Here is a 20,272-nt window from a genome sequence, read left to right on the forward strand (position 1 = left end):
CCCATGCCCGTGAAGATGCCTGCGCCCGGTGATCTGGAGCCCATTGAAACTGCCAGCCGCGATGAACTGCAGGCCCTGCAGCTGCAACGCCTGCGAGACACGCTGCAGCGCGTCTATGACCACGTGCCGCACTACCGGCAGGCCTTTGACGCCAAGGGCGTGCACCCGTCAGGCCTGAAGTCGCTGTCTGACCTCTCGAAATTCCCGTTCACCACCAAGCACGACCTGCGCGCCAATTACCCCTTCGGCATGTTCGCCGTGCCGCGGGAGCAGGTGGTGCGGGTGCATGCGTCGTCAGGCACCACGGGCAAGCCGACGGTGGTGGGCTACACGGCCGCAGACATCGACCATTGGGCCAATCTGGTGGCCCGGTCCATTCGTGCCGCCGGCGGGCGGGCGGGTGACATCGTGCATGTGGCCTACGGTTACGGCCTGTTCACCGGTGGCCTGGGCGCGCACTACGGCGCCGAGCGCCTGGGTTGCACCGTCATCCCGATGTCGGGCGGCCAGACCGAAAAGCAGGTGCAGCTGATACAGGACTTCAAGCCCGACATCATCATGGTCACGCCCAGCTACATGCAGGTGATCATCGAGGAGTTCCGTCGTCAGCAGATCGACCCGCGCACCATGTCGCTGAAGGTCGGCATCTTCGGCGCCGAGCCGTGGACCGAAGCCATGCGCGCACAGATCGAGCAGGACGCAGGCATTGATGCCGTCGACATCTACGGCCTGTCGGAAGTGATGGGCCCGGGCGTGGCCAGCGAGTGCGTCGAGAGCAAGGACGGCCCGGTGATCTGGGAAGACCATTTCTACCCCGAGATCATCGACCCCGACACCGGCGAGGTGCTGCCCGACGGCTCGGAGGGTGAGCTCGTGTTCACCTCGCTGACCAAGCAGGCCTTCCCGGTCATCCGCTACCGCACGCGTGACCTGACGCGCTTGTTGCCGCCCACCTCGCGCAGCATGCGCCGCATCGGCAAGATCGTGGGTCGCTCAGACGACATGCTGATCATCCGTGGCGTGAACCTGTTCCCCACCCAGGTGGAAGAGCTGGTGCTGCAGACCCCGGGGCTCTCGGGCCAGTACCAGCTGGTTGTCAGCCGCGACGGCCATCTGGATGAAGTGCAGGTGCGCTGCGAAGTGCTGCCTGAGCATGCCAGCGCCGACCGGAAGCAGTTGGCGGCAGGCCTGCAGGAGCGCATCAAGAACCTGATCGGCGTGAGCACGCGGGTGGAGGTGGGCTTGCCGGATTCCATCGAACGCACGCTGGTGGGCAAGGCCCGTCGGGTGATTGACCAGCGCCCGCGCTGAAGCGCCCGGCCTTCGCGACAATCAGCCCCCATGGCACGACCTCGATCTTCGGGTTACGACGACCAGCGTGAGCTGATCCTGCGGCATGCGGCCGCCTTGTTTGCCACCCAGGGCTATGTGGCCACCTCGATGAACGAGGTGGCGGCGGCGTGCGGGGTGTCGAAGGCGGCGCTCTACCACTACGTGCGCGACAAGCGCGAGCTGCTGGAGAGCGTGTGCCAGGCTCATGTGCTGCGCCTGCAGGGCGTGGTGGCGGAGGTGCTGGGTCAGGGCCTGGCGCCCGAGGTTCAGCTGCGTGAGCTCATCGTGCGCTTCGTTCAGGAATACGCCAGCGCCCAGAACGAGCACCGCGTGCTGACCAAGGAGGTCAAGCTGCTGGAGCCCGAGCAGGCCGAACGCGTGCTGGCCGTGCAACGCGCCGTGGTGGCTGATTTCGCACTGGCCGTGGCCCAGGTGCGTCCGGCGCTGCAAGCGGCCGAACTGCACACGCCGTTGACGATGCTGCTGTTCGGGATGATCAACTGGCTGTTCACCTGGTTCAGACCCGGGCAGCCGCTGACCCACGCCGAGATGGCCCCCATCGTGGCCGATCTGTTTTTTGGTGGTCTGGCCGGTGTCACCGTGCCGGCCACGTCCTCACCTGAATCCCAACCGGTGCGCCCCCGGACGCGCCAGCCCCGCAAGAAGGAGACAACGTCGTGATCACCAAGACCCGATTCATTCGCACCGCCTGTGCCCTGGCTTCCGTCATGGCCGCCGGCCTGGCTCACGCCGACATCACCGTGGGCGTGACCGTGTCAGCCACCGGCCCGGCGGCCTCGCTCGGCATCCCCGAGAAGAACACCATCGCGCTGATGCCGCAGACCATCGCGGGTCAGAAGGTGAACTACATCGTGCTGGACGATGCATCCGACACCACCAAGGCGGTTGGCAACACCCGTCGCCTGATCACCGAAGACAAGGTCGACATCGTGCTGGGCTCGACGACCACGCCGAACTCGCTGGCCATGATCGACGTGGTGGCTGAGTCGCAGACGCCGATGATCTCGATGGCCGCGTCAGCGCGCATCGTCGAGCCGGTGGATGCCAAGAAGCGCTGGGTCTTCAAGACGCCGCAGAACGACATCATGATGTCGCTGGCGATTGCCAGCCACATGGCCGACAGCGGGATCAAGACGGTGGCGTTCATCGGCTTTGCCGATGCCTACGGCGAAGGCTGGTTCCAGGAATTCAGCAAGGCAGCCGGACTGAAGGGCCTGCAGGTGGTGGCGAACGAGCGCTACAACCGCAACGACACCTCGGTGACGGCGCAGGTGCTGAAGCTGGTGGGCGCCAAGGCCGACGCGGTGCTGATCGCCGGCTCGGGCACGCCAGCCGCCTTGCCGCAGGCAGGCCTGGTGGAGCGGGGCTATGCCGGCAAGGTCTATCAAACCCACGGCGTGGCCAACAACGACTTCCTGCGTGTGGGTGGCAAGAACGTCGAGGGCACCTTCCTGCCGTCCGGCCCGGTGCTGGTGGCTGAACAATTGCCAGCCAGCCACCCGCTGAAGAAGAGTGCCACCGATTACGTGGTTCGCTATGAAGCGGCTCATGGCAAGGGCTCGGTGTCTACCTTCGGCGCTCACGCCTGGGACGCCGGCCTGTTGATGGCAGCAGCCGTGCCCGTGGCGCTGAAGAAGGCGCAGCCCGGCACGCCGGCCTTCCGCGTGGCCCTGCGTGACGCGCTGGAGCAGATCAAGGAACTGCCGGGTGCGCATGGCATCTTCAACATGTCGCCTGGCGACCACCTGGGCCTGGATCAGCGCGCCCGCGTGATGGTGAAGATCGACAAGGGCGCCTGGAAGTACCAGCCCTGAGTCTTGCCGGCTCAGCCGGTTAGGGGGGCACATATCCCCCCCATTTGAAGCAGGCGCCGGGAGGCGGCTTGTTTTAGTATTTGAGCAGCGCATATCGTTACACCTTGCCGTAGCAAGCGAGGTGTGACGGTGCTGTCTCAACTACCCGGCTGACACTCCATGAAAAAGCGCCTCATCGCTCACATCGGTACGCACAAGACCGGGTCCACGTCGATCCAGAAGGCCCTGTATGAATCGCGCGCCCAATTGCGTGCTGCAGGGGTCTTGTTTCCGAGCACGGATCGCGGCCCCCGGCCGTCGAAGCACCACTCGGTGAACACCGCCGCCAAGGGCCGAGATGCCGCGCTGGCCGATGCCGAATACAAGGCGTTGATGGACGAGTTCAACGCCAGCGGCTGCTCGACGATGATCGTCAGCGCCGAGGGCTTGTCGGCCCCCAACCCGGCGGTGCCCGAGTTCTTCAAGCGCTTCGCCGATGACTTCGACATCGAGGTGATCTGCTACCTGCGCCGGCAAGACTTGTTCGTCGAATCGCTCTACAACCAGATGCTGCGCGACCCGGAGGCCGGTGAGCAGCGCACCATCAGCCAGTTCTGGCGCGACGAGCGCATCAGCGCCCGCCTGAACTACCACCAGACCCTGATCAACTGGCGCAACATTCCGGCCAAGGTGCGCGCCCTCGACTTTGCGCGCGAGGTCAAGCAGCACGGCCTGCTGAACAGCTTCCTGCAAGCCGCCCAGTTGCAGGGTGTGGGCGTGCTGCCGGAGAAGATGGCCAACAAGTCGCCCGACATGAACCTGGTGCTGCTGCTGCGTGACCTGCATGTGGCGGGCATCGGCCACAACCACAAGCGGCTGATCCGGGCTGCCAAGGCACTGGAAGAAGAAGCGGGCTACAAGCTGGTCAAGCACACCTTGGGCAGCGTCGACCGCGCGCTGCTCTTGCAGCAGTTCCAGGGCATCAATGCCGACCTTCGCAACGACTTCGGCATTGAATTCGCAGCTGACATGCCTGCCGAGCCCGAGACTGCGCTCGAGCGCCCCCAACCCGGCTACGTGCTGAAGTTGCTGGCTGCGATGGCTGCGCGACGTGACAAGCGCGATGACGACGACACGGACGCCGAGGCCGTGCTGGATCCTGCGCAGCAGGCCGCCGCCGAGGCGGAGAAGCAGCGCATGAAGGAGATCCGGTTGCAGCGCCGGGCTGACAAGACGGAGCGCCGCACCGAGAAAAACGGGCAGCGCTCAGAGAAGGCCGAGCGCAAGGCGGCCAGGCTGAACGGACATGGCAAAGCGGCAGACACGGCCCAAGCTGGTTGAGCGATGCGTTGAGCGGCAGTCGATTTGACGATGGCCGGCGGCTACGGGGCCGTCGACCTCACCAGGCAAGCAGCAAGCAGGCGACTGGCGCGTCAGGATCCGACAGTTTCAGGGGCCGACAGCCTCAGGTGCCTGATCAGTCCGCTTGGCACTGCTTCAGGCCCGCTTCCTGAATCCGTCGTCCGCGCCGCCGGCCTGGCCGTCAGCACCTTGCTTGCCACCCAACGTCGCGCTGCCAAGCAAGTTGAGCAGGTAGTCCAGGTCGGGGCCCAGCACGGGTGCCTCGTCCTCTTCCGGCAGACGGGAATCAAATTGCACACCGAAATCGGCGGCCAGACGGGCGTTGCTGTCCGCACAGTCGGCCAGCAGGGCGGCCCGTGCGCGCTGGCCCAGCAACAGCTTCAAAGGCTTGAGCGCGCTTTTTTCGGCCAGGCGCTGCCCAGCGCGCAGCACGGCCTTTTCGTTGTAATCCAGGCCCGCCTTGTTCATCGCCATCATGGCCAGAATGACGCGCATGTCCGGCGAGGTGTTGGCCTGGGTGTCCACCAGGCGCACAGATTCGATGTTGGCTGCGCGGGTGAAGGAGTCCATCAAGGAGCCCCGCTTGACCTCGGCGGCAAAGTCCAGCGCCGTGACCTTCGCCGGCAGGTCGCGCCACCAGCAAAGAATGCCGTGGTAATCCAGCCGCGACCGGGTACGCTCGCTGTTGGTGTATTCGATGATGTCCTGGCTCAGTTCACGCTCAGCGCGCTTGACGACCTGGTTGAAGAACGATTCAACGAAGATGTCCTGGCGGCGCAGATAGCAAACCACCTCCAGCGCGTAGGTCTCTGCCAGCGGCTTGAAGAACTCGGCGCAATTCGGGTTGGGGCCGGACAGGCCCTCTTCACTGACGATCATCGTCGTGGCGCCGGAGGCTTCAAATTCCTCGATCAGCGCCGTGCGTTCGCGCTCCACCGCCTGAGGCCGGCCGCGGCGAGCCACCGCAGACAACTCGCCGTGCTTGCGCAGGCTGAGCCGGTCGCCACGGTCGCGGTCGGTGCGGGGGTACAGAATGCCGGCAGCCGACAGGTCAGCCCGTTGCTCATACAGCGCGCGCTGGATCGATGTGGTGCCTGTCTTGTGGGTGCCGATGTGGACGACGATGCGTTTTTTCATGCGATGGGGTGGCAGTCCGGCAGGGCCGGATGGCGTTTGCGTCGAAGGTTCAGTGGGTTCGCGCCGAATGCCTGGTTGCACGTCGGCATAACTTTGGGAGAACGTTTATGAATAACGGGAAAAAACGGGCGGGCTGTCTGGTCCTGCTGCTGGGCACGATGACGGCCCAAGCCACAACGGCCGTGAGTATCGACCCGACGGCGGTTGCGCGGTATCCCTTTTTGAGCAGCAAGCTGGGATTTGCGCGGGCCACCGGCTTTGACAAGCTGCCCGACAGCATCCCCTTGCTGGGAGACGTGGGGGCGCGCGCCTTCTGCACCACCTTGAACTTCGACAGCCCGGACGAAGGCAGCAAGAAGAACTTCGCGGTGGAGGAAGGGCATTTCACGGCGGACGGGCTGAAGCACGCCGGCAGCACCAGCCCCTGGTTCAACACCTTGCAAGAGCGTCTGAGCCGCCAGGGCGTGAGTTCGTACTTCGGGCTGGTGGGTGCGCCGGCGCCGTATCACCCGGCCAACATCCGCAAGCCCGCGGAGCACCCGACGCCCCTCGATATCGACAAGACGGCCCAGCTGATGGCTGCCTGGGCCACGCCTTACCTGCAGCGCTACCCGAATGCCAACTGGGTGGTCTGGAACGAGCCTGAGCATGCCTTGCGCGGCACCAACAGCGCCGAGGCAGCCGCCGACATGGCCCGCATCTACCAGGCCTATTTCAAGGCGATCGACCCGATGGCGCCGCGCGACCGGTTCGGTCTGGCTGCGTTCATGAAGGGCTCGCTCAAGCCGACGGTGGGCGAGCCCGGCAAGAACTTCTTCCAGAGCGTGATGGACCGCGTCGGGGGCACCGATGCCGCCGGGCCACGGGTCGACTTCATCACGATGAACAACTATCACGGCAAGACCGATGAGTTCCTGTCGATGATGCAGACCGAGATGGGCCGCCGGAAGCTCGATCAGCCACTGATCTTTTCGCAGTTCGCCCCGTGGCAGATCGGCGAGCGCGCCGATCTGGGTGGCACCAATGAGGCTGGCGCGCTTTACATCGAGTCGCTCGACAACCTGATGGCCTCGCCGTCGATACAGCATGTCTGCATGAGTTTCTGGGCGGGCATCGACGGCAAATCGTTCGTGCGCTGGAACGCCCGCAGCAACAACTTTGACCGCAGCCATGCCTACCTGGCCTTGAGCCTGTACCAGCGGCTCGCGCCGTGGCGTGTTCAGGCGACCGGCGCCAAGGGGGAGTCGCCGGTGCAGGTGTATGCCAGCGCTGACGCGGAGCGCACCGCGGTGTTGCTGGTGAACCAGCCGCGCCAGACGGAAGAAGCGGCCCCTGATCGCCAGGCCGCAGCCGCCCAGGCAGGTGGCGGCAAGGCTGAGCGCAAGGCAGACCGCAAGGCCGAACGCAAGGCGGAGCGCAAGGCTGACAAACAAGCCGAGAAGGGCGCCAAGCGGAACAAGCAGGCCGAGATGCCGGACGAGGGTGCCATCACCGGCACGGGCGCTGCACAAGGCACCACCGAAACCGTGCGCCTGACCCTCAAGGGGCTGGCCGGCCAGCGGGTGCAACTGGTGCGCCTGGCGGCCGATGCTGCGGGTCTGCGCAACGACACTGCCCAGCTCGACGCGGGCGGCGCGCTGACCCTCACCCTGGCCCCCGACGAGATCGTGCTGGTGCAGACGGCGCCACCGCCGGCCTCGGCCACCTTGCCCGGCTCCTTCGTTCACGCGGCGGTGCATGTGCACCGGGTGGGCCCGCAGGGGCAGGTGCTGCCCGAGGCGGCCCTGGCCACGGCGGCCTTTGACCCGCTGCGTGACGGCTTCGTCCTGCAGACGCCGTCGGCACAGGCCACGGCGCATGCCACGGCCTGGCTCAAGGGCGTGACGCGGCAAACGGGATTGAGCTTGAACATGCCGCTTGGGCATGCGCCGCGCGAGGCCACCTCGTGCCTGGGCGTCGTGCTTCAGCATCTGCGGCAGGGGCAGGTGGTGGGCACGCAAGCCTGGGGTGAAGCCCAGACGGTGCAGCGCATGCTGGGTGCCAGTGGCATGGCCGGTGCACAACCAGTGGTGCGGGCATTGGCTTGGCAGCCTGGCACCGTCGAGACCCAGGCCCGAGTCAGGCTGGACCTGGACGAGGGCGCGCCCGCAGACTGGGACGCGCAAGGCCGCGAGGTGAAGTTGCACGTGGGCTTGGGAGGCTGTGCCGGCGGCGCTGTCCAGACGCAGGTGCGCTGGACGCCGTGAGCCGCTGAGGCCGGGCACGGCGCCGCGCTCAGGCGGGCATCAAGCCCGACCTGAGGCCACGCTTCAGGTCGGCGTGGCGGGTGCCCGGCGCGCTGCCACGTGGGCACGCACGGTATCCAGGGCCGCCCGGATGGTCACGTCCATGTCCATGTAGCGGTAGGTGCCCAGCCGGCCGACGAAGGTCACGCCGGGCTCGGCCGCTGCGCGGGCCTGGTAGGCCTTGAGCAACTCGTCACCGGCAGTCAGGTGCACGGGGTAGTAGGGCGTGTCATCGGGGCCGCAAGCCCGGCTGAATTCGCGGTAGCACACCGACTTGTCATGCTCTTCCCAGGGTGAGAAGTGCTTGTGCTCGGTGATGCGCGTGAAAGGCACGTCCTCATCGTTGTAGTTCATCACCGCGCAGCCCTGCAGGTCGCCGTCGCCTTCGAAGCGTTCGAAGTCCAGCGTTCGGTAGGGCAGGCGTCCCTGGTCGTAGCCGTAAAAGCCGTCCACCGGGCCCGACCAGAACACATGGTCGAAACGAGCCACGTCATCGCGGCTGAGCGAGGCCCCCAGTTGCACCGTGATGTTCGGGTGGTCCAGCATGCGCTCGACCATGCGGGTGTAGCCCTCTTCCGGCATGCCCTGGTGCTTGTGGAAGAAGTAGTTGTCGTTGTAGTTGAAGCGCACCGGCAGCCGCTTCAGGATCGACGCCGGCAGCTGGCTCGGGTGCACGGCCCACTGCTTGATCGTGTAGCCCTTGAAGAAGGCCTCGTACAGCTCGCGGCCGATGAAGCGCAGCGCCTGCTCTTCAAACGTCTGCGGGTCGGTGATGCTCTTGTCGGCCTTGGCCTCGATGAAGGCGCGCGCCTCGGCCGGCAGCAGCGTCTGGCCAAAGAACTGGTTGATCGTGTGCAGGTTGATCGGCAGCGAAAACACCTTGCCCTGGGCCGTGGCCTTGACGCGGTTCACGTAGGGCATGAAGCGCATGTAGCGGTTCACCAGTGCCCAGACCTCGTCATCATCGGTGTGGAAGATGTGCGGGCCGTAGATGTGCACCATCACGCCCGAAGCCTCGTCTCGTTCGGTGTGGCAGTTGCCAGCCACGTGCGAGCGGCGCTCGAAGATCGTGATCTGGTGTCCCTGTTCGGCCAGTTCACGCGCGATCACGGCGCACGACAAGCCGGCGCCAGCCATGCCATAACGGAGAGGTGTGCTCATGGCGATCAGTAGCCCAGGTGAGATTCCATGGCTGCCAGGCCAAGGTCTTTGTAGATCTGCAGGGCCGTGGGGGTCCACAGGCTTTCCCGCGCATAGGGCAGTTGCACCGTATCCGACTTGGTCTTGTTGTCGGCGTCGAGGGCGGCGCGCCAGCGGGCCAGCACCTCGTCCTGCGGCAGGTCGATGCCCAGGAACTCGGCGATGCGCAGGGCAGTGTCGCCGCCGCGCTTGGTATCGATGAAGGTACGGAAGTCCGCGAAGATGAAGCGGTGCCGCCCGACCAGCTCCTGGTAGAAATGGTTGAGGTGCAGGTCTTTGAGCAGCGCGTAATTGGCACAGATGTTCTTGATGACCGGTCCGTGCTCGCGCAGGTAGATCTCGAAGGCGTGGGCCGGGTCGGGCACGGTGGCTTCGCTGACGAAGTGCACGTCACTGCGGCGATGGCGGAAGTCGATGAACTCCGAGACCAGCACTTCCTTCGGGTGCCGCCGCACAGCCACGATCCGGTAGTTCAGCGACTGCATCAACGCAGGCGGGATGTAGCTCGGGCTGAAGTGACCGAAGGCGTGTCCACCTGCCGGGACGTTCTTCAAGGTGCCCAGGTACGAGCGCGGCACGCTGGTGCGCGAGGGCTGGACCCGGTTGGTATCGGCATCGAATTGCCGGGTGTCCAGGTAATGCGTCATCGACACATGCCAACCCGTAGGCGTCATGCCCAGTTGGGTCAGGTACTCGTCCATCAGGTAGGTGCCTGCCTTCGGGATCGTGTAGATGTAGGCGCGCAATGCGTCGCCGGCGCCGTGTCGCTTGTTGGGTTTCATGGGCAGGTGGAGAGTGTTCAGACGCGGTAGCGGCGGCCTTCAAGATGGCCGAACTTCAGGTAATGCGTTTTTGCCGACATGCCTGACTTCATCACGTCCGGGTTCAGCACCAGGTAAAACTCGGCATCGAAGTCCATGGGCAGCTCGGCCACATCGACCTCGCTATCCGCCATGTCCGAGCCCGCCTCACGGGTGTCATTGGCTGCCAGGCTCTGGTGGCTCTGTTCGTGGCTCAATGCAGCGCCGCGAAGGCGGTTGACCAGCTTGGCGGTGGCTGCGTCAGCGGCAGCACCGGCCTGGGCGTCATGGCTCACCTGGGTTGCGTCTGCCGCGGCGATTGCGTTCGGGCGGCGCCACGTGGCCAGTTGCCGGGTCTGGCCCGCGTAACGGTCACGGATGCGTTGCCAGAAGGTCTCGCCACCGGTCTCGGCCAAGCGAGCGCGCCAGTGCGTCACGATGGTGTCGAACTCTTCCGTGAGGCGCATCATCAGCTGGCCGTACTCGGCCATCAGGCTCACCTTGGCGGCGATGGGCATCGGCGGCACTTCACGGTAGCTGCGCAGCGGATGGTTGATGAGCACCACGTTGCGGAACTTGCGCACCTGGCTGTGATAGCCCGGGTACACGAACGGAACGAGCAAGGTCTTTTCCTCACGCGCACGCCGCTCCAGCGCTTCGCGGTCGACGTCCGGCAGGCGCGTCATGCGGTGCGCCGACAGGGTCTTGAGCTTGGTGAGGTAGTGCTGCTGGAAGTCGTCGGTCAGCACCTGGGACTTGGTGTTCAGCAACTCCAGCAGGATGTCACGGTAGAGCGTCAGGCCGACCTCGTCGTCGATGGAGGCATGCTCGTGCATGCGGTCCTCGAAGTAGCGGGCATAGAAGCCGGCGTCGTGTTCACCGTAGCGCAGGTTGATGATGATCCCGTGCAGGATCGCCATGTATTCCTGCCCGTACGAGTGGGCGGGTTCATGCCACGCGGCCAGGTTGGGGTTGGTGATCATCTGCAGGCCGGCTTCCTGGGCGCGCAGCGACATCTCGATGTCATCACCGCGCAGGAAGAAGGCCACCGGATAGCCCAGCTTGCGCAGCGACTTGGCCGACAGGCCGAAGAAGATGAAAGTGGCGTACTCGCAGGTGTTGAGCGGGCTGAATTGGTCGACCTTCTCGAAGTTGTCGAGCGTCAGGCCGTGCTTCAGCAGGTTCGGGAACAGGTTGCGCTTGCGGCTGAAATCGCCGGCCTCATGGAAGTTCAGGCGGCCCCAGAAACCACCGTCTTCCCACACCACCGTCGGGCGGCTCTTCATCAACACCGGCAGGCTGGTCAGGCACTCCTGGGCGCGGTAGGCCACGAACATGAAGTAGCGGGCCAGCGTCTCCATCGACATCGACAGGTCATCGTCGAGGATGAGCACTTCCGTCGGCGGCGCATCGCTGGCGTCGCAGGCTTCGTTGAACAGCTTGATGAGGTGACCGGCATTGCCGCCACCACCCAGGTTCGGGCCGAAGTGCACGTCGACATTCAAGGCACACAGCCATTCGTCGTCCCAGGCGGTTTCGGAGCCCGGCGTGGTGTCGAGCACCAGGAAGTGCATGTGGCGCAGCAACTCGGCGTGGAAGGGCTCGTCGGCAGCGGCGTCGATGAAGCGCTGCAGCAGGGCCTTCACGTCGGCGGTGCGGCCGAAGGTGCGCATCAGCACGGCCAGACGGCAATCCTGGCGCGGTGCCACCCCGGCGCAGTAGCTGGCATCAAAGAGCTGGGCGCCCACGCCGGCACTCTCGATGTGCCAGAACAACCGTGTCGATTCCGGGTAGTCGCCGGGCGAACCCAGCGAGATGACATGGCGGGTGCGGCTGGCGGATTGCAGCGTGGTTTCGTGCAGCAGCTCAGCCCCTTGTCCGCGGCTGACCCGGGTGATGCGCACGCGAAGTGCGCCGGCGAACTCAATGACCAGGTTCAGGTCGCGCACCGACGTCATCTGGGCCCAGGGCTCCAGGAACAGGCTGTTGCGGAAGGTGCCGGAGCCGATCCACTCGCCAGCACGCAGCAAGGCGCCCTGATTCACGCCACCTCGCGTGGCTTCCCCGGAATGCAGGAAATTCATGTGGCTCGAGCCAGCTGCCATGGTTTCCACGCCCTGTACCCTGTAAAGCGGGCGGCCACGGTGGTGGGTGTAGGGCGTCATGCCTTCCGGGAAGGTGAACGAGTTGCTCATGGGGGCCTTGGTATCGAAGGTGGCGGGCCAGGGATGGTTCAACAACATCGTTGAACCTCACCCTGCTCGCAGGCAGTCAACAGCCATTATTGCCAGAAGATCGAGGCGGCAGACCCCCATGTTCATACACATTGACACACCCGCGAACTGCCGACCTATTGGTGACAAAGTGTTACCGAGGCCGGGTCGATGGTTCCCTGCGCGGCTCATGGCGGTGGCCCTGCAGATGTGCCGTTCACTCGGCAGCTTGGCCGGCGCGCACCAGAAACGCAAAAGGGGCCTGACGTTGCCGTCAGGCCCCTTTCGGATTTTGGTGCCGGAGAAAGGAGTCGAACCCTCGACCTTCTCATTACGAATGAGCTGCTCTACCAACTGAGCTACACCGGCGAAAACCAGCACTATAGCAGAACTTTCGGCGGTTTTTCGTGGCGACTCATGCCTTGCGGCACGAGTTGAGGGTGTTTTGGCGCGCTTCTCTCCCTTTGCGGGGCGTGGCGGCGGTGCGAGCATGGCGCACCGTGAAAGAAGTCTCAGATTTCAGGCGCCGAGGAGGCGCTCCGCATGAGCATCCTGACCGAACCACTGCACTTCGTCTTCAACGCACTCGCCACCGACATGGCGACGCACAGCTTCGCGAACGCGTTGTTGGCGCATCGACGCGTGTTTGGTGGGCTGGAGGTGCTGCGGCGGCCGATCTGTGATGCCGGTGATCGCCTGGCCGCCTGCCTGTCGGCGGGCGGCAAGCTGTTGCTGTGCGGCAATGGAGGCTCGGCGGCCACCGCGCACCATCTGGCCGCAGACCTCGCCGGCCGGTTCGCGCAGGAGCGCCGTCCGCTGGCCGCGCTGGCTCTGGCAGCCAACACGCCAGCCTTGACCGGCATTGGTGACACCTACGGTTTTGACGAGGTGTATGCGCGCCAGGTCAGTGGCCTGGGGCGGGCAGGTGACGCCTTGCTGGTGCTGAGCGCCGGGGTGCCCGGCGCCAGCCTGACCAACGCCGTGAAGGCGGCCAAGGACGCCGGTCTGCTCACCGTGGGCCTGTTTGGCCTGGCAGGCAGCGCGCCGGACGGCGAGTGCCACCTGACCATCCGCGTGCCCGACGCCAATGTGGCGCGGGTGCAGGAAGCCCATCTGTTCATCGGTCACGTGCTGTGCAGCGTGATCGAATCAGCCCTGGGTCTGTCCCAGGGCTGAGGCACCTGGCTCAGCCGGCCTTGTTGGCGGCGTACAGGTCGGTCACGCGCTGCACCTCATTGCGCGAACCCAGGATCACGCTGACGCGCTCATGCAGGCGCACGGGCTGCAGGTCCATGATGCGCTGGTGACCGTTGGTCGACATGCCGCCGGCCTGCTCGATCAGGAAGCTCATCGGGTTGGCTTCATACAGCAGACGCAGCTTGCCGGCCTTCTCGGGCTCGCGCTTGTCCCACGGGTAGAGGAACACGCCGCCGCGGGTCAGGATGCGGTGCACGTCGGCCACCATCGAGGCCACCCAGCGCATGTTGAAGTCCTTGCCGCGCGGGCCGTCCTTGCCGGCCAGGCAGTCGTCGATGTAGCGCTTCACCGAGTCATCCCAGTGCCGCATGTTCGACATGTTGATGGCGAACTCCTTGGTGTCTTCCGGCACGCGGACGTTTTCTTCCGTCAGCACCCAAGAGCCCTGCTCGCGGTCGAGCGTGAACATCGCGACGCCATCACCCACCGTCAGCACCAGGGTGGTCTGCGGGCCGTAGATACAGTAGCCGGCCGCGGCCTGCTGCTTGCCCGGCTGCAGGAAGTCTTCTTCGCTGACGCCGCGCTGGTTGTTCACCTTGCGCAGTACCGAGAAGATCGTGCCGATGGAGACGTTCACGTCGATGTTGCTGGAGCCATCGAGCGGGTCGAACAGCAGCATGAACTCGCCTTGCGGATAGCGGTTCGGCACGACGTGGATCGAGTCCATTTCCTCCGAGGCCATGGCGGCCAGGTGGCCGCCCCACTCGTTGGCCTCGATCAGCACCTCGTTCGAGATGATGTCGAGCTTCTTCTGGACTTCGCCCTGCACGTTTTCCGAGTTGGCGCTGCCGAGCACCTCGCCGAGCGCGCCCTTGTTCACCGAGATGGCGATGCGCTTGCAGGCGCGGGCCACCACTTCGATGAGCAGGCGCAGCTGCGCCGGGATGTGGCCGTGTTCACGCTGCTGCTCGACCAGGTACTGGGTCAGGCTGATGCGTTTGGTCATGAAAGCTCCTTGATGTGAATGCGGTTGCCTCGAGGGCTCAGCCGGCCAGCGCGCGGTCGATGATCTCGCGCGTGTCGCTGCTGAGGTCGGCCTTGGCAGACACACGCGCGATGGCTTCGCGGGCGGCACTGCGGTACGGCTCGGCCAGGTTCGTCCAGCGGTCGAGCGCACGGGCGAAACGCGAAGCCAGCTGCGGGTTCAGCGTGTCCAAGGTGATGACCATGTCGGCCCAGAACACGTAGCCGGCGGCATCGGTGCGATGGAAGGCCGCCGGGTTGCCGGCCGTCAGCGCGAACAGCAGCGAGCGGGCGCGGTTCGGGTTGGTCAGCGTGAAGTCCGGGTGCTGCATGAGCTGCTTGATGCGGGCGAAGACGCGGCCATCCTTCTCGGGGGCGCGGCCTTGCAGCATGAAGAACTTGTCGAGCACCAGGGCTTCGTGGCGGAACAGGGCGTGGAAGCGGTCGAGCGCCGGCTGTGCCAGCTCCGAGTGGCTGTTCACCAGGGCTTCCAGGGCACCCAGGCGGTCGGTCATGTTCGACGCGTCCTTGAAGCGCTGGTAGGCGCGGCCCGGCCACACCGTGTCACCGGTCAGGCTGGCGTGACGCACCAGCATCGTCAGGGCCAGGTTGGCCAGGGCGCGCTGGCCGCTCTGCACGGCGTCGGGCTTGTAGCCTGCGCGCACCTGGTTGGCCGCGAAGGCAGCTTCCCATTCGGCATGCAGGGCGGTGGCCAGCTGGTCGACCATGGCTTCGCGCACGCTGTGCAGGCGTTGGGGGTCGATGCCCGTCACCTGATCGGCCACGTACACCTCGGACGGCAGCAGCAGCGCCAGTTCCTTGAAGGCCGGGTCGAGGCGGGTGTCGTTCAGCACCGCGCGCATGGCTTCGATGAAGGCGTCATCAAGCGCGGCCGGGGCATCGCTGTTCAGTGCGGCGCGGATGCGGTTCAGTGCCAGGCGCTGGCCGGCTTCCCACCGGTTGAAGGCGTCGGTGTCGTGGGCCATCAGCACCAGCAGGTCGGCGTCGGTCAGGCCGTCGTCCAGCACCACCGGGGCCGAGAAGCCGCGCAGCAGCGATGGCACGCAATCGGCCTGCACGTTCACGAAGGTGAAGGTGTGCTGCGCCTCGGTCATCACCAGCACGCGGTCCGTGCCGACGGCGTGGTCTTCACCGGCCAACTGCAGGGGCAGGGCGGTGCCGTCGCGGGCCAGCAGGCCCACGGCCACGGGCAGCAGCTGCGGCAGCTTGTCGTTCTGGCCCGGCAGGGCCGGGTTGTGCTGCGACAAATACAGGGTGAACGTGGCGTTGGCCGCGTTGTATTCACCACGGGCCGTCAGGCGCGGCGTGCCGGCCTGCGAGTACCAGCGCTTGAACACGTCGAGGTTGTGCGCCAGCGGGCTGTAGGGGTTGGCATCGGCCATCGCCTGGGCGAAGTCGTCGCAGGTCACGGCAAAGCCGTCGTGACGCTGGAAGTACAGCGCCATGCCAGCGGCGAAACCTTGCTGCCCGACCAGGGTGTGGATCACCCGCACCACTTCCGAGCCCTTTTCGTACACCGTGGCGGTGTAGAAATTGTCGATGGCCTGGTAAGCGTCAGGGCGCACCGGGTGCGACATCGGGCCGGCATCTTCCGGGAACTGGCGTTCACGCAGCGAGCGCACATCGCCGATGCGGCGCACCGCGCGCGCGCTGGCGCTGCCCGCCATGTCCATGCTGAATTCCTGGTCGCGGAAGACCGTCAGGCCTTCCTTCAGGCTCAGCTGGAACCAGTCCTGGCAGGTGATGCGGTTGCCGGTCCAGTTGTGGAAATACTCGTGGCCGACCACGCTCTCGATGCCGTCGAAGTCGGCATCGGTGGCGGTGGCGGCGCTGGCCAGAACGTACTTCGTGTTGAAGATGTTCAGGCCCTTGTTCTCCATCGCGCCCATGTTGAAGTCATCAACGGCGACGATCATGAAGCGCTCCAGATCGAGCGGCAGGTTGAAGCGGTGCTCGTCCCAGATCATCGAGGCGACCAGCGAGTTCATCGCATGCTCGGTCTTCTCCAGATCACCGCGCTTGACGAAGACCTGCAGCAGGTGGTCGCGGCCACTGCGGCTGCGCACGCGCTGCTCGCGGGCCACCAGGTCGGCGGCCACCAGGGCGAAAAGGTAGCTCGGCTTGCGGAACGGGTCATGCCACTTGGCGAAGTGGCGGCCGTTGTCCAGATCGCCCTGCTCCAGCAGGTTGCCGTTGGACAGCAGCACCGGGTACTTCTGCTTGTCGCCGCGCAGGGTGACGGTGTAGACCGCCATCACGTCCGGGCGATCCAGGAAATAGGTGATGCGGCGGAAGCCTTCGGCCTCGCACTGCGTGAACAGGCCCGAGCCCGAGGCGTACAGGCCGCTCAGCTGGGTGTTCTTCTCGGGCGCCACCGTGTTGCGGATCTCGAGCGTGAACGCCGACTGCTGCGGGGCGTCGATCACCAGCATGCCGTCTTCGTGGCGGAACGAAACGCTCTGGCCATCCACCAGCACGCGCAGCAGGTTCAGGTCTTCGCCGTGCAGGCGCAGCGGCTGCTCCATCTGCTCGAGGTTGCGCTCGATGAAGAGCTTGCTGGCGACGATGGTCTTGGCCGCGTCCAGATCGAAGGTCAGGTCGACCGTGCGGATCCAGTAGGCGGGAGCGAGGTAATCCTCCCGGCGGACGATGTTGGCAGTGCCTTCACGCATCATGGTGGTGGTGTCCTAGTCAGACAAACAGCAGGGTCTGATCCAGCTCGGTGAAATCTCTCGCCGTGCCGATCAGGTTGGAAAAAGGCTGGAACGCCGCAGCGTCCAGGGTGGTGGTCAGAGCAAAGGCCCGCATGCCGGCGCGGCGTGCGGCCTCGACACCCAGGGGGGCGTCTTCAAACACGAGGCAGCGCTCGGGCGGGCAGGCCAGCCGCTGGGCCGCGGCCTCGAAGATGTCAGGATGGGGCTTGCCGCGCAGGCCGTCGGCCGGGCTGGTGACGGTGTCGACCAGCGCGCCCAGGCCGAAGCGCTCGAACGCCACCGCGATGTTGCCCGGCGGTGCGGCGGTGCATACGGCCAGCTTCAGGCCGCGGGCCCGGGCGGTTTGCAGCAGCGCCAGGCCACCGGCAATCGCCTGCAGCTGCACGGCGGCCTCGGCGCGGTAGAGCGCTTCCTTGGCGTCGGCCATGGCCTCGTGAACTTCCGCGGTGTGCTGCGGAAAGTACTCGGCCAGGATCTCGGCGTTGGTGCGCCCCGCAGTGGCGGCAAAAAAACCGGCTTCGTCAGCCAGCGGACGGCCCTGGCCGGCAAACCACTGCGACCAGGCGCGCTGGTGCAGCGGCATGCTGTCGATCAGCGTGCCGTCGAGGTCGAACAGCAGCGCGTCGAAGCCGGCAGCGGGCCCCGCCAGCATCACAGGCCCGACTTCAAGCTGGCCTCGATGAACGCGTCCAGGTCGCCGTCGAGCACCTTCTGGGTGGCCGAGATTTCGACGTTGGTGCGCAAGTCCTTGATGCGGCTGTTGTCGAGCACGTACGAGCGGATCTGGTGGCCCCAGCCCACGTCGGTCTTCGTGTCTTCCAGCTTCTGCTGCTCTTCCATGCGCTTGCGCATTTCGAAGTCATACAGCCGCGAGCGCAGGCGCTTCCACGCCACGTCCCGGTTGCTGTGCTGGCTGCGACCGTCCTGGCACTGCACCACGATACCGGTCGGGATGTGCGTCAGGCGCACCGCCGAGTCGGTCTTGTTGATGTGCTGGCCGCCCGCGCCGGAAGCGCGGAAGGTGTCGGTGCGCACGTCGGACGGGTTGATGTCGATCTCGATCGAATCATCCACTTCCGGGTACACGAACAGCGAGGCGAACGAGGTGTGGCGACCGCCCGACGAGTCGAACGGGCTCTTGCGCACCAGGCGGTGAACGCCGGTTTCGGTGCGCAGGTGGCCGAAGGCGTAATCGCCTTCCACCTTGATGGTGGCGCTCTTGATGCCGGCGATTTCGCCCGGCGTCTCGTCTTCCATCGTAGCCTTGAAGCCCTTGCGTTCGCAGTACTTCAGGTACTGGCGCAGCAGCATGCCGGCCCAGTCGCAGGCCTCGGTGCCACCGGCGCCGGCCTGGATGTCGATGAAGCAGTTGCTCGGGTCAGCCGGGTTGCTGAACATCCGGCGGAATTCCAGCTTCTCGACGATCTCGCCCAGCGCGTCAGCTTCGTCCTTGATGGCGAGCAGGCCGTCGATGTCGCCGTCGGCCTTCGACATTTCGTAGAGCTCGCTGTTGTCAGCCAGATTGCCCGTCAGGTGGTCAATCGTGCCGACAACGTCGTCCAGGCTCTTCTTTTCCTTGCCGAGCTCCTGCGCCCGCTTGGGGTCGTTCCAGATGCTTGGGTTTTCGAGCGTGGCGTTGACTTCGTTCAGTCGCAGTGCTTTGCGATCGTAGTCAAAGATACCCCCGAAGATCCTGAGTCCGTTGACTCAGGTCGGCGAGGGCGGTGCCAATGGCATTGATTTGTTCGATGTCCATGACGCGTGTCCTTGGAGTTGTTGGTCTTGCGAAACCGCGTATTTTCTCATGCGCTGACGGCAACGGCGTGTCACGACTGCGGGTTATTCCCGCCCGGGGTGCGCTGCTTGAATGGACACACAATGCAGCTGAAGGACTCGCCGGGTGGTGGATGGCGGTCCACGGGCATCCAACGGACATGGCAATGATGTGGGTGGGGTTGTGGCTGATCACCAGCGTCAAGCTGGTCGCGGAAGTGGCCTTGATGGCAGGCGCCGGCCAGTGGCTGGTCGGCTTGCTGGCGGGATCGGCGCGCGAGTCCAACCCCTTCTGGCGCCTGCTTTCCTGGGTAACCGCTCCGGCCAATGCGCTGGTGCTGCGCCTGGCTTCTGCCGCTGGACGTCCCGGCTTGAGTGCGTCGGCGCAGTCGCGCTGTGTGGCTTTGCTGCTGCTCTTTCTGTGGTTCTGCGCCACCGCCGCCAAGGTGTCGATGTGCCTGGCCCTGGGCCCCGGGGCATGCCGATGAACTCACTGGCAGTGCCCGCCGACGTTGACCTCGCCCGCTGGCAGGCACGTGCCTGGGTGTGGCTGGGCCAGCCACGCCGTGCGTTGGCCGCCCTTGACCGCTGCCTGGCCATCAACCCCCAGGATTTGCCGGCCCTGGCGCGCCGCAGCTGGCTGCGTCACCAGACGGGCTGGCTGGATGGTGCCCTGGAGGATGCCCGTCACCTGGTGGCGCTGCAGCCTGAAGCAGACGCCACCGCGTGGTTCAACCTGGGTTATCTGGAAGAGCAGGCCGGCCATGTGGCGCGGGCGGCTGCGGCCTTCGAGCGTGCGACTGTCCTCAAGCCGGCGCTGGACACCGCCTGGTATGGCCTCGGCCTGGCGCGTTTGCGGCTGGGTGAGCTGGAAGCGGCGCGGCCTGCGCTGCAGCGCTGCACCGAGTTGCAGCCGTTCAGTCCGCACGCGTGGTACCAGCTGGCGTGCGTTGCCGCTGAGTCAGGCGATGCGGCGGAGGCCCATCGCATCGTGGCACACCTGCAAGGCTTCGAGCCGGCGGTGGCCAGCCAGTTGCGGGCCGAGCTGAAACTGGCGGGGGCAGGTGCATGAGGAGGCCTGAGGTGGTCGACACACGCAAGGAGGTGGCTCCCGGAGTGGCAACCGAATTGGCACCCGAAGTGACGACCGAAACCACGCGGCGCCGCCAGCACTGGCGCCTGAACCGCCTGTTCACCGGCGGGCTGCTGCTGGTCTGGCTGCTCGTGACACTCGGCAGCACCTACTTCGCCCGCGACCTGTCGTTCTCGTTCTTCGGCTGGCCGTTCAGCTTCTGGCTGGCTGCGCAGGGGGCTTTGCTGATCTATGTGCTGCTGGTGGTGGTGCATGCCGTGGGCATGAACTGGCTGGATCACCGGTTTGATTTGCACGAGCGGGATTGA

General features: G+C 65.6%; 17 protein-coding genes and 1 tRNA gene. 9 read left to right on the forward strand and 9 right to left on the reverse strand.

Annotation, left to right across the window (positions count from 1 at the left end; translation table 11 throughout):
* Positions 1-3 precede the first annotated feature (3 nt).
* The 4 genes from paaK (at position 4) to AACH00_RS11425 (ending at position 4,487) form a co-directional block, all read left to right on the forward strand.
* Complete coding sequence (gene paaK, locus AACH00_RS11410) at positions 4-1,311, forward strand: phenylacetate--CoA ligase PaaK (protein WP_341399263.1); 1,308 nt, start codon at positions 4-6, stop codon at positions 1,309-1,311.
* A gap of 30 nt (positions 1,312-1,341) precedes the next feature.
* A complete protein-coding gene (locus AACH00_RS11415) occupies positions 1,342-2,013 on the forward strand; it encodes a TetR/AcrR family transcriptional regulator (protein ID WP_341399264.1) in 672 nt (223 codons plus the stop codon).
* A gap of 47 nt (positions 2,014-2,060) precedes the next feature.
* Positions 2,061-3,167 carry an ABC transporter substrate-binding protein gene (locus tag AACH00_RS11420; protein WP_341399460.1) on the forward strand — a complete coding sequence of 369 codons (1,107 nt, stop codon included), beginning with the start codon at positions 2,061-2,063 and terminating at the stop codon, positions 3,165-3,167.
* Positions 3,168-3,326: 159 nt separating this feature from the next.
* Positions 3,327-4,487 carry a hypothetical protein gene (locus AACH00_RS11425; protein WP_341399265.1) on the forward strand — a complete coding sequence of 387 codons (1,161 nt, stop codon included), beginning with the start codon at positions 3,327-3,329 and terminating at the stop codon, positions 4,485-4,487.
* A 156-nt stretch (positions 4,488-4,643) separates the two neighbouring features.
* On the opposite strand, the gene AACH00_RS11430 is transcribed toward AACH00_RS11425, so the two are convergent.
* On the reverse strand, positions 4,644-5,645 hold the full coding sequence (locus tag AACH00_RS11430; RefSeq protein WP_341399266.1) for a hypothetical protein: 1,002 nt from the start codon (positions 5,643-5,645) through the stop codon (positions 4,644-4,646).
* Between the two features lie 182 nt (positions 5,646-5,827).
* On the opposite strand from AACH00_RS11430, the gene AACH00_RS11435 reads away from it, so the two are divergent.
* Positions 5,828-7,891: a hypothetical protein gene (locus tag AACH00_RS11435; protein ID WP_341399267.1), complete on the forward strand. Its 2,064-nt coding sequence runs from the start codon at positions 5,828-5,830 to the stop codon at positions 7,889-7,891.
* 63 nt (positions 7,892-7,954) lie between these two features.
* Here the strand turns inward: AACH00_RS11435 and AACH00_RS11440 are convergent, their stop codons facing one another.
* The 4 genes from AACH00_RS11440 to AACH00_RS11455 form a co-directional block, all read right to left on the reverse strand.
* A complete protein-coding gene (locus tag AACH00_RS11440; RefSeq protein WP_341399268.1) occupies positions 7,955-9,091 on the reverse strand; it encodes a UDP-galactopyranose/dTDP-fucopyranose mutase family protein in 1,137 nt (378 codons plus the stop codon).
* A gap of 5 nt (positions 9,092-9,096) precedes the next feature.
* A complete protein-coding gene (locus tag AACH00_RS11445) occupies positions 9,097-9,912 on the reverse strand; it encodes a sulfotransferase domain-containing protein (protein WP_341399269.1) in 816 nt (271 codons plus the stop codon).
* Positions 9,913-9,929: 17 nt separating this feature from the next.
* On the reverse strand, positions 9,930-12,125 hold the full coding sequence (locus AACH00_RS11450; RefSeq protein WP_341399270.1) for a glycosyltransferase family 2 protein: 2,196 nt from the start codon (positions 12,123-12,125) through the stop codon (positions 9,930-9,932).
* 311 nt (positions 12,126-12,436) lie between these two features.
* A tRNA-Thr gene (locus AACH00_RS11455) sits at positions 12,437-12,512 on the reverse strand.
* A gap of 174 nt (positions 12,513-12,686) precedes the next feature.
* Between AACH00_RS11455 and AACH00_RS11460 the strand changes: the two genes are divergently transcribed.
* Complete coding sequence (locus AACH00_RS11460) at positions 12,687-13,319, forward strand: D-sedoheptulose-7-phosphate isomerase (protein ID WP_341399271.1); 633 nt, start codon at positions 12,687-12,689, stop codon at positions 13,317-13,319.
* A gap of 10 nt (positions 13,320-13,329) precedes the next feature.
* Here the strand turns inward: AACH00_RS11460 and AACH00_RS11465 are convergent, their stop codons facing one another.
* From AACH00_RS11465 to prfB, 4 genes are all read right to left on the reverse strand, one after another.
* Positions 13,330-14,346 (reverse strand): class 1 fructose-bisphosphatase, encoded by a 1,017-nt coding sequence (locus AACH00_RS11465; protein WP_341399272.1) that lies wholly within the window; start codon positions 14,344-14,346, stop codon positions 13,330-13,332.
* A 37-nt stretch (positions 14,347-14,383) separates the two neighbouring features.
* On the reverse strand, positions 14,384-17,056 hold the full coding sequence (gene pepN / locus AACH00_RS11470; protein ID WP_341399273.1) for an aminopeptidase N: 2,673 nt from the start codon (positions 17,054-17,056) through the stop codon (positions 14,384-14,386).
* A 19-nt stretch (positions 17,057-17,075) separates the two neighbouring features.
* The gene (locus AACH00_RS11475) at positions 17,076-17,750 is read right to left on the reverse strand and encodes an HAD family hydrolase (RefSeq protein WP_341399274.1); all 675 of its coding nucleotides are present in this window, start codon (positions 17,748-17,750) and stop codon (positions 17,076-17,078) included.
* Positions 17,750-18,854, reverse strand: a protein-coding gene (gene prfB, locus AACH00_RS11480) for a peptide chain release factor 2 (RefSeq protein ID WP_341399275.1) whose coding sequence is annotated in 2 segments (ribosomal slippage) — positions 17,750-18,772 and positions 18,774-18,854 — 1,104 coding nt in all. Because the reading frame shifts where the segments join, the coding sequence is not laid out codon by codon here. The genes AACH00_RS11475 and prfB overlap by 1 nt, the downstream gene beginning before the upstream one ends.
* Before the next feature lie 178 nt (positions 18,855-19,032).
* On the opposite strand from prfB, the gene AACH00_RS11485 reads away from it, so the two are divergent.
* The 3 genes from AACH00_RS11485 to AACH00_RS11495 are packed head-to-tail and all read left to right on the forward strand — an operon-like array spanning position 19,033 to position 20,272.
* Positions 19,033-19,359, forward strand: a complete 327-nt coding sequence (locus tag AACH00_RS11485) for a hypothetical protein (RefSeq protein WP_341399276.1) — start codon at positions 19,033-19,035, stop codon at positions 19,357-19,359.
* A complete protein-coding gene (locus AACH00_RS11490) occupies positions 19,356-19,943 on the forward strand; it encodes a tetratricopeptide repeat protein (protein WP_341399277.1) in 588 nt (195 codons plus the stop codon). The genes AACH00_RS11485 and AACH00_RS11490 overlap by 4 nt, the downstream gene beginning before the upstream one ends.
* 44 nt (positions 19,944-19,987) lie before the next feature.
* Positions 19,988-20,272: a sodium/substrate symporter small subunit gene (locus tag AACH00_RS11495; protein ID WP_341399278.1), complete on the forward strand. Its 285-nt coding sequence runs from the start codon at positions 19,988-19,990 to the stop codon at positions 20,270-20,272.

This window comes from Ideonella margarita (assembly GCF_038066635.1).
Classification (GTDB): Bacteria; Pseudomonadota; Gammaproteobacteria; order Burkholderiales; family Burkholderiaceae_C; genus Ideonella; species Ideonella margarita.

Excerpts from the sequence above, each read along its gene's own strand:
- paaK (WP_341399263.1), top strand. The coding sequence starts at position 4 with ATGCCCGTGAAGATGCCTGCGCCCGGTGATCTGGAGCCCATTGAAACT.
- AACH00_RS11415 (WP_341399264.1), top strand. The coding sequence starts at position 1,342 with ATGGCACGACCTCGATCTTCGGGTTACGACGACCAGCGTGAGCTGATC.
- AACH00_RS11420 (WP_341399460.1), top strand. The coding sequence starts at position 2,061 with ATGGCCGCCGGCCTGGCTCACGCCGACATCACCGTGGGCGTGACCGTG.
- AACH00_RS11425 (WP_341399265.1), top strand. The coding sequence starts at position 3,327 with ATGAAAAAGCGCCTCATCGCTCACATCGGTACGCACAAGACCGGGTCC.
- AACH00_RS11430 (WP_341399266.1), bottom strand. The coding sequence starts at position 5,645 with ATGAAAAAACGCATCGTCGTCCACATCGGCACCCACAAGACAGGCACC.
- AACH00_RS11440 (WP_341399268.1), bottom strand. The coding sequence starts at position 9,091 with ATGAGCACACCTCTCCGTTATGGCATGGCTGGCGCCGGCTTGTCGTGC.
- AACH00_RS11445 (WP_341399269.1), bottom strand. The coding sequence starts at position 9,912 with ATGAAACCCAACAAGCGACACGGCGCCGGCGACGCATTGCGCGCCTAC.
- AACH00_RS11450 (WP_341399270.1), bottom strand. The coding sequence starts at position 12,125 with ATGAGCAACTCGTTCACCTTCCCGGAAGGCATGACGCCCTACACCCAC.
- AACH00_RS11460 (WP_341399271.1), top strand. The coding sequence starts at position 12,687 with ATGAGCATCCTGACCGAACCACTGCACTTCGTCTTCAACGCACTCGCC.
- AACH00_RS11465 (WP_341399272.1), bottom strand. The coding sequence starts at position 14,346 with ATGACCAAACGCATCAGCCTGACCCAGTACCTGGTCGAGCAGCAGCGT.
- pepN (WP_341399273.1), bottom strand. The coding sequence starts at position 17,056 with ATGCGTGAAGGCACTGCCAACATCGTCCGCCGGGAGGATTACCTCGCT.
- AACH00_RS11475 (WP_341399274.1), bottom strand. The coding sequence starts at position 17,750 with ATGCTGGCGGGGCCCGCTGCCGGCTTCGACGCGCTGCTGTTCGACCTC.
- AACH00_RS11485 (WP_341399276.1), top strand. The coding sequence starts at position 19,033 with ATGGCAATGATGTGGGTGGGGTTGTGGCTGATCACCAGCGTCAAGCTG.
- AACH00_RS11490 (WP_341399277.1), top strand. The coding sequence starts at position 19,356 with ATGAACTCACTGGCAGTGCCCGCCGACGTTGACCTCGCCCGCTGGCAG.